General features: G+C 66.4%; 15 protein-coding genes. 1 reads left to right on the forward strand and 14 read right to left on the reverse strand.

Annotated elements, in window-relative coordinates; translation table 11 throughout:
• Positions 1-178: 178 nt before the first annotated feature.
• From J2S75_RS07335 to J2S75_RS07395, 14 genes are all read right to left on the reverse strand, one after another.
• Complete coding sequence (locus tag J2S75_RS07335) at positions 179-619, reverse strand: CopG family transcriptional regulator (RefSeq protein ID WP_307019169.1); 441 nt, start codon at positions 617-619, stop codon at positions 179-181.
• A gap of 5 nt (positions 620-624) precedes the next feature.
• Positions 625-2616 carry a conjugal transfer protein TraG gene (locus J2S75_RS07340; protein WP_307019170.1) on the reverse strand — a complete coding sequence of 664 codons (1992 nt, stop codon included), beginning with the start codon at positions 2614-2616 and terminating at the stop codon, positions 625-627.
• A gap of 21 nt (positions 2617-2637) precedes the next feature.
• Positions 2638-4377: a relaxase/mobilization nuclease domain-containing protein gene (locus J2S75_RS07345; RefSeq protein ID WP_307019171.1), complete on the reverse strand. Its 1740-nt coding sequence runs from the start codon at positions 4375-4377 to the stop codon at positions 2638-2640.
• A 554-nt stretch (positions 4378-4931) separates the two neighbouring features.
• Positions 4932-6020: an IS110 family RNA-guided transposase gene (locus J2S75_RS07350; RefSeq protein ID WP_307019172.1), complete on the reverse strand. Its 1089-nt coding sequence runs from the start codon at positions 6018-6020 to the stop codon at positions 4932-4934.
• Between the two features lie 181 nt (positions 6021-6201).
• Positions 6202-6864 (reverse strand): lytic transglycosylase domain-containing protein, encoded by a 663-nt coding sequence (locus J2S75_RS07355; protein ID WP_307019174.1) that lies wholly within the window; start codon positions 6862-6864, stop codon positions 6202-6204.
• A gap of 1 nt (position 6865) precedes the next feature.
• Positions 6866-7411, reverse strand: a complete 546-nt coding sequence (locus tag J2S75_RS07360; protein WP_307019175.1) for a S26 family signal peptidase — start codon at positions 7409-7411, stop codon at positions 6866-6868.
• A complete protein-coding gene (locus J2S75_RS07365; protein ID WP_307019176.1) occupies positions 7408-7929 on the reverse strand; it encodes a DUF2840 domain-containing protein in 522 nt (173 codons plus the stop codon). The genes J2S75_RS07360 and J2S75_RS07365 overlap by 4 nt, the downstream gene beginning before the upstream one ends.
• Positions 7926-8177: a ribbon-helix-helix protein gene (locus tag J2S75_RS07370; protein ID WP_307019177.1), complete on the reverse strand. Its 252-nt coding sequence runs from the start codon at positions 8175-8177 to the stop codon at positions 7926-7928. The genes J2S75_RS07365 and J2S75_RS07370 overlap by 4 nt, the downstream gene beginning before the upstream one ends.
• A complete protein-coding gene (gene parA / locus J2S75_RS07375; protein ID WP_307019179.1) occupies positions 8174-8827 on the reverse strand; it encodes a ParA family partition ATPase in 654 nt (217 codons plus the stop codon). Before parA ends, J2S75_RS07370 begins: the two co-directional genes overlap by 4 nt.
• A 211-nt stretch (positions 8828-9038) precedes the next feature.
• On the reverse strand, positions 9039-9926 hold the full coding sequence (locus J2S75_RS07380) for a replication initiator protein A (RefSeq protein ID WP_307019180.1): 888 nt from the start codon (positions 9924-9926) through the stop codon (positions 9039-9041).
• An 8-nt stretch (positions 9927-9934) separates the two neighbouring features.
• Positions 9935-10216 (reverse strand): helix-turn-helix transcriptional regulator, encoded by a 282-nt coding sequence (locus J2S75_RS07385; protein WP_132036201.1) that lies wholly within the window; start codon positions 10214-10216, stop codon positions 9935-9937.
• A 121-nt stretch (positions 10217-10337) separates the two neighbouring features.
• Positions 10338-10973 (reverse strand): DUF2285 domain-containing protein, encoded by a 636-nt coding sequence (locus J2S75_RS22465; protein WP_370874100.1) that lies wholly within the window; start codon positions 10971-10973, stop codon positions 10338-10340.
• Entirely contained in the window at positions 10915-11118 is a 204-nt protein-coding gene (locus tag J2S75_RS07390; protein WP_307019181.1) for a transcriptional regulator domain-containing protein, read from the reverse strand. The genes J2S75_RS22465 and J2S75_RS07390 overlap by 59 nt, the downstream gene beginning before the upstream one ends.
• A gap of 107 nt (positions 11119-11225) precedes the next feature.
• Entirely contained in the window at positions 11226-11486 is a 261-nt protein-coding gene (locus tag J2S75_RS07395) for a DNA -binding domain-containing protein (RefSeq protein WP_307019182.1), read from the reverse strand.
• Positions 11487-11750: 264 nt separating this feature from the next.
• Here J2S75_RS07395 and J2S75_RS07400 point away from each other — a divergent pair, with 264 nt between their 5' ends.
• A complete protein-coding gene (locus J2S75_RS07400) occupies positions 11751-12026 on the forward strand; it encodes a helix-turn-helix domain-containing protein (protein WP_307019184.1) in 276 nt (91 codons plus the stop codon).
• The last annotated feature ends 12 nt before the right edge of the window (positions 12027-12038 follow it).

The raw sequence follows: 12038 nt of genomic DNA on the forward strand, positions 1-12038 counted from the left end.
TGTGCTGATCTCGCTCACGGACGCCTCCTCCAGTGGTGATGAACACATCCACTCTGACACATCGATGCCGTCAGGGGGCGTCCACCCCATCGCTTTTGGGCCGCGGCTGTTGCCAGATCAATGACCGAAATGGGGCGCAAAACGAACGTCGCTGAAAGAGCAATCGAAGGGGTCAACTTCAGCTGCCCCCCTCCTTCTCCGGTCCCCCAACATCCTCCACGATCTCCTGCCGCAGCTGTGGCCCCTTCGCGAGACGCCGACCGAGCGCGCTTGTGTAGGCTGCGTAGCGCTCGGAGAGCTTGGCCCGCGCGGCCTGGGCGGCGGGTTCGGGCAGCGCGGGGGTGGTGGCGAGCCAGAAGCGGATGAAGGTGGCGAAGGCCTCGGTCGAGATGCCGAGATCGCGCTCCAGCCGCGCGAGGCGGCGATCAATCTGGCCGAGGCGTCTGGCAAGAGCTGCCTCCTGGCGCTCGGCGCTGTCGGGGGACAGGAAGGAGGCGATCGCGGCCTGGGCAATCAGGGACATGGACTGGTCGCGCTGGGCGGCATAGTGCGCCAGCATGTCCATGATGTCGGGCTCGAGATAGACGGAAATCTGCGCTTTCTTCGTGCGACCTGCCATGGCGATCACAGCTCCATGCCGTCGTTGGGAGTTAGGCTGACCTGTCGGGCCACGCCTTGCATCAGTCCGGTCATGCGCCGGTTCCGGGCGGGGACGCCGTCCATCTCGTCGTCGCGATCCAGACCGAACTCGAACTCGTTCTCGATGGGCTGGCTTTTCTCGACCGGCTTGACGCGGCTGAGCTCGGGCTGAAGCCGGTGCTCCGACCCGGTCAGATCCTCGTCTCGACCTTCGATGGCGGCACTCCCACCCTTACTCTCCTGAGGCCTGGGCAACGGCAGCGTGGTCCAGTCATCGTGTTGGACGGTCGGGCCACGAGACCGCGTTGGCGGCGGCAAAAGCCGGTCCCGGAAGCGCGCATCCTCGTAGTAGCGCGCCTTCTTCGCCCGGATCGGCGCAGTGCCGGCGACCATGATGATCTCGTCCGTGGGCGGCAGCTGCATGACCTCGCCGGGGGTGAGCAGCGGGCGGGCGGTCTCCGAGCGCGACACCATGAGATGACCCAGCCACGGTGAGAGCCGGTGACCGGCGTAGTTCTTCATCGCCTTCATCTCAGTGGCGGTGCCGAGCGCATCGGAGACGCGCTTGGCGGTGCGCTCATCGTTCGTGGCGAAGCTCACCCGGACATGGCAGTTGTCGAGGATCGAGTTGTTCGGACCATAGGCCTTCTCGATCTGGTTCAGCGACTGGGCGATGAGGAAGGCTTTCAGGCCATAGCCGGCCATGAAGGCGAGCGCGCTCTCGAAGAAGTCGAGCCGCCCCAGCGCCGGAAACTCGTCGAGCATGAGCAGCAGACGATGGCGTGCGCTCTTCGCCTGCAGGTCCTCGGTGAGGCGGCGGCCGATCTGGTTGAGGAGGAGGCGGATCAACGGCTTGGTGCGGTTGATGTCGGAGGGTGGCACCACGAGGTAGAGCGTGGTCGGCGTTTTTGCAGCGACGATATCCGCGATGCGCCAGTCGCAGTGCCGCGTCACCTCGGCAATCACCGGATCTCGGTACAGGCCGAGGAAGGACATCGCGGTGGAGAGCACGCCCGAGCGCTCATTGTCGGATTTGTTCAGCAGCTCGCGGGCGGCGCTGGCGATGACGGGATGCGGGCCCGCCTTGCCGAGGTGGGCGGTCTTCATCATGGCGTCGAGCGTGGTCTCGATCGGCCGCTTCGGATCAGAAAGGAAGGCGGCGACGCCGGCGAGCGTCTTGTTGGTCTCAGCATAGAGCACGTGGAGGATAGCGCCGACCAGCAGCGCGTGGCTGGTCTTCTCCCAGTGGTTTCGCTTTTCCAGAGAGCCTTCGGGGTCCACCAGGATGTCGGCGATGTTCTGGACGTCGCGGACTTCCCATTCACCGCGGCGCACCTCCAGCAGTGGATTATAGGCGGCGGACTTGACGTTGGTCGGATCGAACAGCAGCACGCGGCCATGTCGGGCCCGGAAGCCGGCGGTGAGCTGCCAGTTCTCGCCCTTGATGTCGTGGACGATGGCCGATCCCGGCCAGGTCAGCAGCGAGGGCACCACCAGGCCGACGCCCTTGCCGGAGCGGGTCGGCGCGAAGCACAGCACGTGCTCGGGCCCATCATGGCGCAGATAGTTCCGTTCATACCGACCGAGGACGACGCCATCGGTGCCGAGGAGCCCGGCAGCGCGGACTTCCTCCCTTTCGGCCCAGCGCGCCGAACCATAGGTGTCGACCCGGGAGGCCTCGCGCGCCCGCCAGACCGACAGCGCAATGGCGACCGCGATGGAGAGGAAGCCGCCGGAGGCGGCGATCAGCGCCCCCCGGAAGAACACCTCCGGCGCATAGGCATCGAAAAAGTACCACCACCAGAAGAAGGCCGGCGGGTAGTAGATCGGCAGGCCGAGAAGCGCGAACCACGGCGCGCCCAACTGTGCCTGAAAGCCGAGGCACCAGGCCACATATTGTGTGGCGCCCCAGATGGCAGCCAACACGATCAGCAGCACGGTGAGGATCTGCCCCCAGAGGATTTTCGTCGCCGACATGGTGATGATCTTTCTCTCGGGTCAGAGGCCGAGGCCGCGCTTGCGACCGAAACTCCAGTCGACGCCACCATTGTCACGGGCGACACCGGAGACATGCTTGCCGAGCTGGCGCTCCAGAGAGGGTGACCAGGGCACGAGCTGGAAGCCGAGCCCGTCGTCGAGCATGGCGAAGCGGCCGGAGGCGAGGTTGAGGCGCTGGCGATACGTACCGGCGACATACTCGCCGCTACCGGCCTTGTTGAACGGCAGCCCGGTCTCGGCAGCGAGCTTCTCCCCCACGGCCTCCAGTTCCCGGCGGCGGAGCGTGTCGATGAGGTTGCGGGCGAAGACGACGCGCTGACCTTGTCGCTCGGCCAGCCCCTCGCGGACGAGATGCTCGGCGCGCCGGTCAAGTGCCTGGCTCACCTCCGCGCCGAAGCCGCCGTCCGACAGAGCGACGGGGTCACGCGCAATGGCCTGCCGGTCGAGCCAGGTGGCGCCGGTCGCCGTGACCTGATGGGCGAGATCGAGATCGGAGCGCACCGCGAGCGCGACACGCCGTTTACCGTGCGCATCATCGAAGGTTCGGAGCTCGACGATGGCGCCGGCCGCACCGTCACCAGCGGCATCGAGATCGGGCAGCCGGATGTGATGGGAACGCCCGTCCACGCCATCGACGATGGCAAAGGCGGAGCCGTGGAGTTCATCATCGAGGCCGCGCGCGACCAGCCGGCCGATCACCGGTACGTCGAGGCTCTCGGCGGCGAGGACATAACTCGCCATACCGCGCTCGATGCCGCGTTCGGTGAGGGCGCGGTGCATGCGCTTGATGATGTCGCCGCGCTCCCCCAGCCCGCGCAGGGTGGCTTCCGCTTCCGGCTCCATCACCCATTGCGCGTTGCCGATCTCGGTGGCGAGGCCGAGCGCCTCGAGCTTCCGGAGGCGCCCAATCTTCAGTGAATGGTGGTCATTCGGCTGTTGGCCGGGAGCCGGCGCCATGTCGATGATGCCGCTCTCGCGGGTCTCGCGGAGAAGCTGGCGGTCGAGCTCGGTCCAGCGTTCAGCCTCGATCTGGCGTTCCAAACTCCGGCGGATATCGAGCTCGGTGCGGGGGCCGAGTTCTTGGGTGATCAGGTCACGGGCGCGATCGCGCATGCCCTCCTTGATGTAGTCGCGGGAGATCACGAGATCCTGGCCATCGTCGCGGCGGCCGCGCACGATCAGATGCACATGGGGATGCTCGGTGTTCCAGTGATCGACGGCGACCCAGTCGAGCCCGGTGCCGTGGTCCTTCTCCATCTGCCGGGTGAGGTCACGGGTGAAGGCCTGCAGGTCTTCCATCTCCAGGGCGTCGTCGGGCGAGACGATGAATCGGAAATGGTGACGGTCCTCGCGGCAGCGCTCAGCGAAGGCGTCGACATCCGCGCTGTCGCTCTCGGGACCGAACAGCCGCGCCTCCTCGCCATTGCGGGTCACCCCCTCGCGGCGAAGATAGGTGAGGTGCTGACTGAGGGAGCCCGCGCTGGCCGTGTGTCGGACGACGCGGGCCTTCACCACGGCGCCGCGTGAGCGTGGCGTGATCCGGCGGCTGGCCTGAAGGCTGGCGACCTGTCCGCTGCCGAAGCGCGAGCGGTTGCCGGTGGCGATCTTGGCCGAGCGAGAGACCCCGCCGCCGGCCTTCCGGGCCGCAGCGAGCGCCTGGGCGACGAAGGGGCGGGCCTGCTGGGCGCGGGTCGAGCGGATGCGGCCGGGACGGACTCGGAACTCGCGGTCATCGCTCATGGCGAAGCCTCGCAATGTGCGGAAAATCGTTGATGCGGTGCCATTTGCGGCACGCGCAAACCTTGTGGTTCGGCTCCACAAGGTGCCGAAGGCACAGGAAAGACGTGCAGAAACAACACCCCGACCGCAGCGCAATGTGCGCCCTTTTATCCTGCCCTCCTAATCGGTCGCACTTTTGGTGATCTTCCTGCCATCGTCGTTTCTCCATGAATCTGCGAAGATATACGAAACTGTTCTCTACAGCGCGCCTGCGCCGCCTGGCCGTGAGTTCCGATGCGCCGTGCACTCCTCCGCGCTCATCGACGGGAGATTCCAGCTGCCCATGAGCAGCGTCCGAACCGTCGCGGCGCAATTTCCCATCGGTCTGACGGAGCATCATCACAGGCACTCGGGCGCGGTCCGGCCGTCTTGCGATCGGCGCGGCCGCAGGCAAGATAGCGTGCGTTCCGTCGTGGATGGTCTGCATCGGTCCTCATCCGCCGGGGCGGATCTCCATGTTCAGGCCGCGTCGGTCGTCCTGCGGCCGCGCTGCGTTTGCTGTGTCGTTGGACGGGTCATGCGTGCGCTCCCAGAAGCTTGCGGCCCTTGACCTGCGCGCGCCGTTCGGTCGCGGTCTCACTCGCCGCCGGGTCGCCGACATAGAAGGTTCCGTCGCTCCACATGGCGTGCATGATGACGGCGAGCTTGCGCGCAACCGCCACCACCGCTTTGCGGTGGCAGGAGCGTTTGGCGATCTGCTGCCCCCAGCTTTTGACCTTGTCCGTGCCCTTGAACCGGGTCAGCAAACCGGACGCCGCCTCGTAGAGCGCGCTGCGCACATCGGCATCGCCGGCTTTCGAGATCCGCCCCTGAACGTCGATCGACGTGCCGGACTGCCAGCGTTTCGATGTCAGCCCGAAGTAAGCCGCAACGTCGCGCGAACGGCGGAACCGTGTCGGATCATCGATCGCCGTCATGAACGACAAGGCCGTCACCGGCCCGACGCCGGGGATTGCCAGGAAGCGTCGGCACAGCTCGGTGCGCGCCACGATCTTCACGACGAGATCGTGCAAGCGGCCATACTGCTTCCACAGCGCGGCGCGGGCCGTCAGCATGGCGTCCATCAGCTCGCTCGACAGCGGATCATGCGCCACCGCCTCACGCACCGCCTGATCGAAAGCGCCTCGCGATGTGGCGCCGAGCTTGATGCCGAAACTCTTCAGCGAATGACGGATCGCGTTCTCCAGATCGAGAAATTTGCGTTTGAGATTGCGCCGGTGCGTCAGTAACAGGCGCATCCGGTAGCAATCTTCCGTCTTCACATGTGCGGCCCGGAACCAGCCGGTGCGCATGATGTGCGCGATGCCGAGCGCGTCCATTTCGTCGGTCTTGTTGCGCTGCGCCGCCATCGCGGCGCGCACATGCTGCGTCTCCAGACAGATCACCGGCAGGCCGAGCTTGGCGAGTTCGGGATGCAGCCAGGGCGACAGTGAACCTGCTTCGTGGCCAACGCGTCGCAGCCGCGCCGCGAAAGGTTTCAGCACTGCGAACAGTGCCTCCGGCTCGGTCGCCACTTTGACCGTCAGATGCACGTCGCCGCGATCGTCAACGACGCACACCGCCGTCTCGTCAATTGCGACATCCAGCCCGCAAAAATACTCCATCAGCCGCCTCCTGCGTGGTTTGACGGCCACGACAGTATCAGCGCTGGAAACCGCGGCTGTCGGACCAGGTGCGGCCTGCCGATTACGGGCGGCACTCGTGCGGTCGTCGTCTCTGTCATGCGCCTCCCGGCCCTCCATGGAGCGCCGGAACCCGCCAGAATGCGAAAGCCGGTCGGCGTGGTCATGGAGCCCTCCGCGATGGCAAAGGTGCAACGAAGAGCGTGCTCGATCGCGGGGTGAGGAGCGCCGCATCGGTGGGATTGCTGCGCGCAGTCTGTGCGGCGAACAGCGGCGCCTTGCGCCAGCTTTGCGCCGTTGGCCGCACCAATTCCGTAGCGCCGGCTGCAGACTCTTTGTCGATGATCGGCGCCAACGCTGCGATGTAAGTGCGCGTCTCCTGCGGCAGCGGCGTGCCGGCAAGCGACGCCTCATAGCGCGCCGGCCCGGCATTGTAGGCCGCGAGCATGGCGCGGGTGCTGCCATAGCGGTCATGGAGCTGGCGCAGATGGGCAGCGCCGGCGAGGATGTTGTCGCGCGGGTCGAACGGATCGGCGCCGAGACCGTGATGGACGCGAAGCTCGTCCCAGGTCGCGGGCATGATCTGCATCAGCCCCATGGCACCGGCATGCGAGACGGCGCGCGGATCGCCGCCGCTCTCGGCCCGCAGGACGGCTCGGATCCAGACGGCTGGAAGCTCAAAGCGCTGCGCAGCCTCGTCGATAAAGTCGGCGTAGGAGGTGACAGCATTCGCCAAGGTCGGCGACATGGTCTGCGCGGCGGCAGAGCCGGGCGAGGCGCCGCCGATCAGCAGTCCGGATGCGAGAAAGAGCACAGCGCGATGCATGTCAGCGCACCGCCGCGCGCCAGACGAAGTCACTGTTGCCGGCTTCATCCGTGAGGAGTGGCATCGCACGACCGATGACGGTCCCGTCTGAGATCGGCCCGAAGTAGCGCCCGTCGAGACTGTCGCCGACGTTCGGGTTCATCAGGAACACTTCGCCAGCCGCGATACGCCGGCAGCCCTGCCAGACCGGCAGATCGCGGCCCATGCGGTCGCGCGGCAGCGCTTCGCCAAGCGGTACGCCATCGACGGTGATGGCGTTGCCGAGGCGGCAGACTTCCTGTCCCGGGAGCCCCATCACACGCTTCAGCAGCGGCGTGCCTTCGCCGATATAGCCACGCGCGATGAGGAACGCGGCGAGCGGCGGCGGCTGCATCACCGCGACCAGATCGGTGATCTCGAGATGATCCGCCGGCTCGACCGAGTAGAGCCCGACAGGAACGCTCGCCGAGACATTCCAGATCAGCTTCAGCGGCGTCGGCAGCGTGGCGGCGTAGGCCATGCCGACGCTGGCGGCCGCAGCCATCAGCACATAGGCGGCGCGGTTCATTGACCGCACTCCCGCCGCTTCAGCCACGCCTGATGGCGCTCTATCGTGTAGGCGCGCGGCTCGAAGCCGACGCTGACGCGGTGCGCGACATGCCCCCAGTGGTCAGGAGCGACGGTCGCCGCATCGATGCCGATCGCTTCGATAGCGTCGATGTGCTGAAGGATTTTCTCGACCTTCGGCCAGCCATCGACCCGCAGCAGGATCTCGCCGCCGGGGCGCACGAAGGGCAGCGTCTGGTAGCCGTCGCCCGGTGCCACGCAGCGCACGATGTCGAGGCGGGAGGCCACGGTGCCGAAGTCGTTCGACGCCCACCGGACAAAGGCGAAGATGGAGCCGGGAGGGAAAGACAGGATGCGCCGGCGGCGATCCAATAGCTGCTCATTTGCGTGATGGCCGAAGCGAATCCAGTTCTCGATGCGCTTCTCGATATGGGTCAGCTCGACATGGGTCAGGGCATCGGATGGGGGACTGGACGCGGAAGCCGTGCTGGCCGCACTGGGCGCAAACGCCGCGCTCATGGCAGATCTCCAGACTGGGGAGGGAATTCACGCGCGAGGAGGTCGCGCAGCATCTCGGCGACGGTGACGCCGCGCCGGAAGGCGGCGACCTTGATCCGCCCGCGCAGTTCGGGCGTCACATCGATGGTGAGGCGCGCGGTGAACGTGGCGCCGGGGCGGTGCTCTGGCGCGACATTCGCCGCCTTGATCCAGTGCTCGGGATCGGCAGGTCGGGAGGCAAAGTCGCGGCGGATCGGGCGCTCGCTCATGGCGCGAGCCTCCCGAGGTCGAGACAATTGATCTCGGCGGCGAGCGCAGCGATCTCGCGCGTGGCCGGCCCTGCATCGTCGCGCTCGAAGACGAGACGTCCGGATTGCGCGGCCGCCGCAAAGGCGATGCGCTGTCCGACGGTGCTGGCGAGCACCGGGGGATCGTGGTCGGCCAGCGTCCGCGCCGTCTCGCGGGCGAGAACCGTGCGCGCGCCGCAGCGGTTCAGGACGAACCGGACCAGCATCTCCGGGCGGTAGATCCGCGCCTCGCGGATCAGCGCCAGCATCTCGGCCGAGGCCCATCCATCGAATGGCGAGGGCTGCACCGGGATCAGCACCAGATCGGCGGCGAGCAGCGCCGATCGCATCAGCCCGGCGACGCGGGGTGGTCCATCGATGACGATGTGATCCGTGTCACGCGCGAGTTCGGGCGCCTCCCGGTGCAGCGTATCGCGGGCGAGGCCGACGACACCGAACAGCCGCGGCAGTACCTCGCGACTGCGCTGCTGCGACCAGTCGAGGCTGGAGCCCTGCGGATCGGCGTCGATCAGGGTGATCCGCTGTCCTTGCCGGGCCCATTGCCCAGCGAGATGCAGCGCCAGGGTGGTCTTGCCGACCCCGCCTTTCTGGTTGAGGAGCGCGACGATCATGGCGCGCTCCGCACGTTCAGCGGCGACACACGCGTCGTAGTAGAATGGCGTAGTTCCGTTAGAAGGATTCCGAAGGAATCCGGGTTAGAGAAGTTACGGACGCCGGAAGCCTCTGATTCAGAAGACTGAATCGTCGATTCTGGTCCCCGATAGCACGAGGATCCGGTCCCTGATGGCACGAGGGTACTGGTCCCCGATAGCACGAGATGATTCACAGCTTGTCCCCAGATCGGATGGCCGCGAGACGGCGGCGGGTTGGCAGGGCAAGGCGTGCAGCGTCGATCTCGGCGAAGGAGAGGATGTCAGCAGCGTCCGTCTGGCGGCGCATGCCGAGCTGGTAGCCGGGCAGCGCCTGGCGGCCGACGATCGCGCGTAGGTCATAGGCGAAGTGCTTGAGGGGCGAGAGGCTGCCGGATTTGGCGTGGAGGTGAGCGACGTCGAAGCTCCAGCCGTGGTCCTGGTGCCCGCCATGCTTGCGCACGAGGCGGTAGAGCCAGCGTTCCAGCCCGCCCGTCAGCCCGAAATAGGTGCGGTCGATGGTGAGCACGAGCGCGTCGTCGAGCACGGCGCGGTAGAACCAGTCCGGCAGGATGAGGTCGACGCCGTCGGGCCGGCCGTTGCGGTCGGTGCGCTCCTGCCATTCATTGATCCAGGAGAAGCGGTGCCGGCGCCCCTCCGCGGGCTGGCGGATGGTGGTCGAGACCGTCGTGGATTGGAGGCGGTCGAGCGCGGCCTTGAGGCGCTGATAGTCGCGCAGGGAGGTGCCGCGCCCGACAAAGGTGAGGATCTCATAGGGCGTCGCGGCCATCAGGCGTGAGGTTCGCAGCCCCGCGTCGCGCGCCTCGACGATCTGGCTGGCGGCCCAGATGAGAATGTCGGCATCCCAGATGGTCGCCATGCCGTGGTCGGGCACGGCCTCGACCCGGATGGCGATGCTCCCGGTCCGGAAATCGATCGGCGCCACGCGATGGGTCTTGGAGAGGGAGAAGAAGGGATAGGCCATGAGATCCTGCGCATCTCTTGGCGCGAAGTCGCCCGGCAAGGCGCGGAACTGATCGAGCTGTCCGCGCTCCGAGAGGCTGTGATGCCGCGCCGCCATGGGAGCGTTCAGCGTGCGGCGCGGCCGGCGAACGAACCGGCGGCAAGCGCGTGGCGCTTGGCCGGCAGGACGGTGCCGCGCGGATCGGATGTCGAGGTGACCGCGCCGCGCTCGGTCCAGGCCTGCAGGTCGTCGATGGAATAGACGACGCGTCCGCCGAGCTTGCGATAGGCGGGACCGGTGCCATAGGTGCGGTGCTTCTCAAGCGTGCGGGCCGACAGGCTGAGAAATTCGGCGGCTTCCTTGGTGCGCAGGTAGCGCGGCGGGAGGGTGGCGAGATCGGGTCGCATGGAGCGGGCCTCCGTGGGCGTGGCGGGAGCCGCCGGAGTGCGGCGGCGGACGGTGACCACGGTGGCGGAGGAGGAATGTCGGGAGGGATGGGGAAGATTGGGGGACTATATTTCCCACCCCCTAGCGGGGCGAGGTGCAGCGGCGGCGTCTATGCAACAGCTTGCGATAGTCGCCCGCGACCATTCGGCTCGCATCCTCGACAAGCGCGATGACCGTGTCGCGCAGGGAGGACGTCTTCCAGGGCGCTGCTGCGACACGAACGGCACCGAAGAGTCCGGTGGCAATCTCACGATAGGTCGCACCCGCGCGCCGAGCGTCCTCTGCCTGAAGCATGTGGCGCAGGCGTTGACGCTGCTGGAGCGTGATCCTCCGATCCGGCGGCATGGACGCAGTCCGCATATGGGCAGACAGCCGCAGCAGAGCCTCGATCCGATCTGGGAGGTGTGCGTCCATTAGCACGAGAGCACAAAGGGATGGATCGAGGCGACGGCCTTCTGGCAGCATAACGGTAATCGCGTCCCGGCCCGCACCGATGATCGCACAAACAGATGCGTGCTGGTGATGTTCCCTGCCTTGAGGTGTATTACCAGCGTTCGGAGGGCCATAGGCAGTGTCGCTTGGCGCGACAAGTGAGATCAGGCCGGGGTCGGTTTCCAGGTCCCAGATGACGGAAGCGTCTCGGGCATCACATGTGGGGTCAATCGGGAAATCGCAGACCCCAGCGGGCTCGCATGAGCGCCGCGAGGGTCTCCTCATCGGCTCCGTCGGCCGCACAGAGTTTGGCAAAGTCTTGCCGATACGCCTTGTTACGCCGAAGCCATTCCCAGGCAAACTGTGCAGGCGAGAGAGTATCTACGAAGGCGTAAGCCTCTGATGACTGCCAGGCCGATTGCAGGACCATCCGGATCCCTTTCGAGCGTGCCGCGATACGCCGGACGATCTCGTCTGAGGGGAGCTTTCGGAAGAAACGCCAACGACATGCCCTGATGCCCAGCAGGCATCACCCGATCACTTGTCGGGTCGACGCAGGAGTTGCTGATATCCCTCTGCCGACATCCAGCGCGCTCGGGCCAGATGGGCCGCGTGGACACGCCGGGCGTGTTCCGGCGCGGTGAGCGGATCCAGGCTGAACAGCAGCGCGACAACTTCCTTCCAGTCGGCGCCCGCCGCTTCGGCATCGAGCAGCCGCAGATAGAGCGCGGCATGACTGCGATCGTAGTCGGTGACGGTCGGCGCATCGGGCGGCGCGTCGCGAAAGGCTCGGGTCATGGCGAGCGTCGCTCTTCATCGTGAGGAGCGAGAGCCTAGAGCGACGACCCGGTGAGGTGGTAGGTCGTGGAGCGGCATCACGTGATGAGGTGCCGGCATCGCGGAAGGCGCGGCATGACATCCACCTCGTTACGAAAGGGCGTGAAGCTCCCCTTCAGTACACGCAGTTGGCGGTCGCTTCAGTATGCCAGCGCGTAAAGCATATTAGTTACTACATATTATAGTTGATAAACTTGATTGCGGAAATCCGCGACCGCTTGCGCCATGGACATGCGCAAGCTGGTCGGCCGCAATCTCGCGCGCCTGCGTCAGGCTCAGGAGCTGACGCAGGAGGAGCTTGCCATGCGTTCGGGGTTCAGCCAGCAATATCTGTCCGACGTTGAGCGCGGCCTCAAAAATCCGACGATCATCACACTGTACGAGATCGCGCTGGCCCTGAGCGTGAGCCATGTGGCGCTTGTCGAGCCGGACGGCATGGCGAACGAGATGGCGCCACAGCCCAAGCGAAGGCGCGCCGCAGGCGCGAGCCGGATCAAGTGACACGACAACGGC

The sequence above is a fragment of the Ancylobacter polymorphus genome (assembly GCF_030813495.1).
Lineage (GTDB): Bacteria > Pseudomonadota > Alphaproteobacteria > Rhizobiales > Xanthobacteraceae > Ancylobacter > Ancylobacter polymorphus.

What these genes read in the sequence shown, in the direction of transcription:
- J2S75_RS07335 (WP_307019169.1), bottom strand. Translation starts at nt 619, where the DNA reads ATGGCAGGTCGCACGAAGAAAGCGCAGATTTCCGTCTATCTCGAGCCC.
- J2S75_RS07340 (WP_307019170.1), bottom strand. Translation starts at nt 2,616, where the DNA reads ATGTCGGCGACGAAAATCCTCTGGGGGCAGATCCTCACCGTGCTGCTG.
- J2S75_RS07345 (WP_307019171.1), bottom strand. Translation starts at nt 4,377, where the DNA reads ATGAGCGATGACCGCGAGTTCCGAGTCCGTCCCGGCCGCATCCGCTCG.
- J2S75_RS07350 (WP_307019172.1), bottom strand. Translation starts at nt 6,020, where the DNA reads ATGGAGTATTTTTGCGGGCTGGATGTCGCAATTGACGAGACGGCGGTG.
- J2S75_RS07355 (WP_307019174.1), bottom strand. Translation starts at nt 6,864, where the DNA reads ATGCATCGCGCTGTGCTCTTTCTCGCATCCGGACTGCTGATCGGCGGC.
- J2S75_RS07360 (WP_307019175.1), bottom strand. Translation starts at nt 7,411, where the DNA reads ATGAACCGCGCCGCCTATGTGCTGATGGCTGCGGCCGCCAGCGTCGGC.
- J2S75_RS07365 (WP_307019176.1), bottom strand. Translation starts at nt 7,929, where the DNA reads ATGAGCGCGGCGTTTGCGCCCAGTGCGGCCAGCACGGCTTCCGCGTCC.
- J2S75_RS07370 (WP_307019177.1), bottom strand. Translation starts at nt 8,177, where the DNA reads ATGAGCGAGCGCCCGATCCGCCGCGACTTTGCCTCCCGACCTGCCGAT.
- parA (WP_307019179.1), bottom strand. Translation starts at nt 8,827, where the DNA reads ATGATCGTCGCGCTCCTCAACCAGAAAGGCGGGGTCGGCAAGACCACC.
- J2S75_RS07380 (WP_307019180.1), bottom strand. Translation starts at nt 9,926, where the DNA reads ATGGCGGCGCGGCATCACAGCCTCTCGGAGCGCGGACAGCTCGATCAG.
- J2S75_RS07385 (WP_132036201.1), bottom strand. Translation starts at nt 10,216, where the DNA reads ATGCGACCCGATCTCGCCACCCTCCCGCCGCGCTACCTGCGCACCAAG.
- J2S75_RS22465 (WP_370874100.1), bottom strand. Translation starts at nt 10,973, where the DNA reads ATGAGGAGACCCTCGCGGCGCTCATGCGAGCCCGCTGGGGTCTGCGAT.
- J2S75_RS07390 (WP_307019181.1), bottom strand. Translation starts at nt 11,118, where the DNA reads ATGGTCCTGCAATCGGCCTGGCAGTCATCAGAGGCTTACGCCTTCGTA.
- J2S75_RS07395 (WP_307019182.1), bottom strand. Translation starts at nt 11,486, where the DNA reads ATGACCCGAGCCTTTCGCGACGCGCCGCCCGATGCGCCGACCGTCACC.
- J2S75_RS07400 (WP_307019184.1), top strand. Translation starts at nt 11,751, where the DNA reads ATGGACATGCGCAAGCTGGTCGGCCGCAATCTCGCGCGCCTGCGTCAG.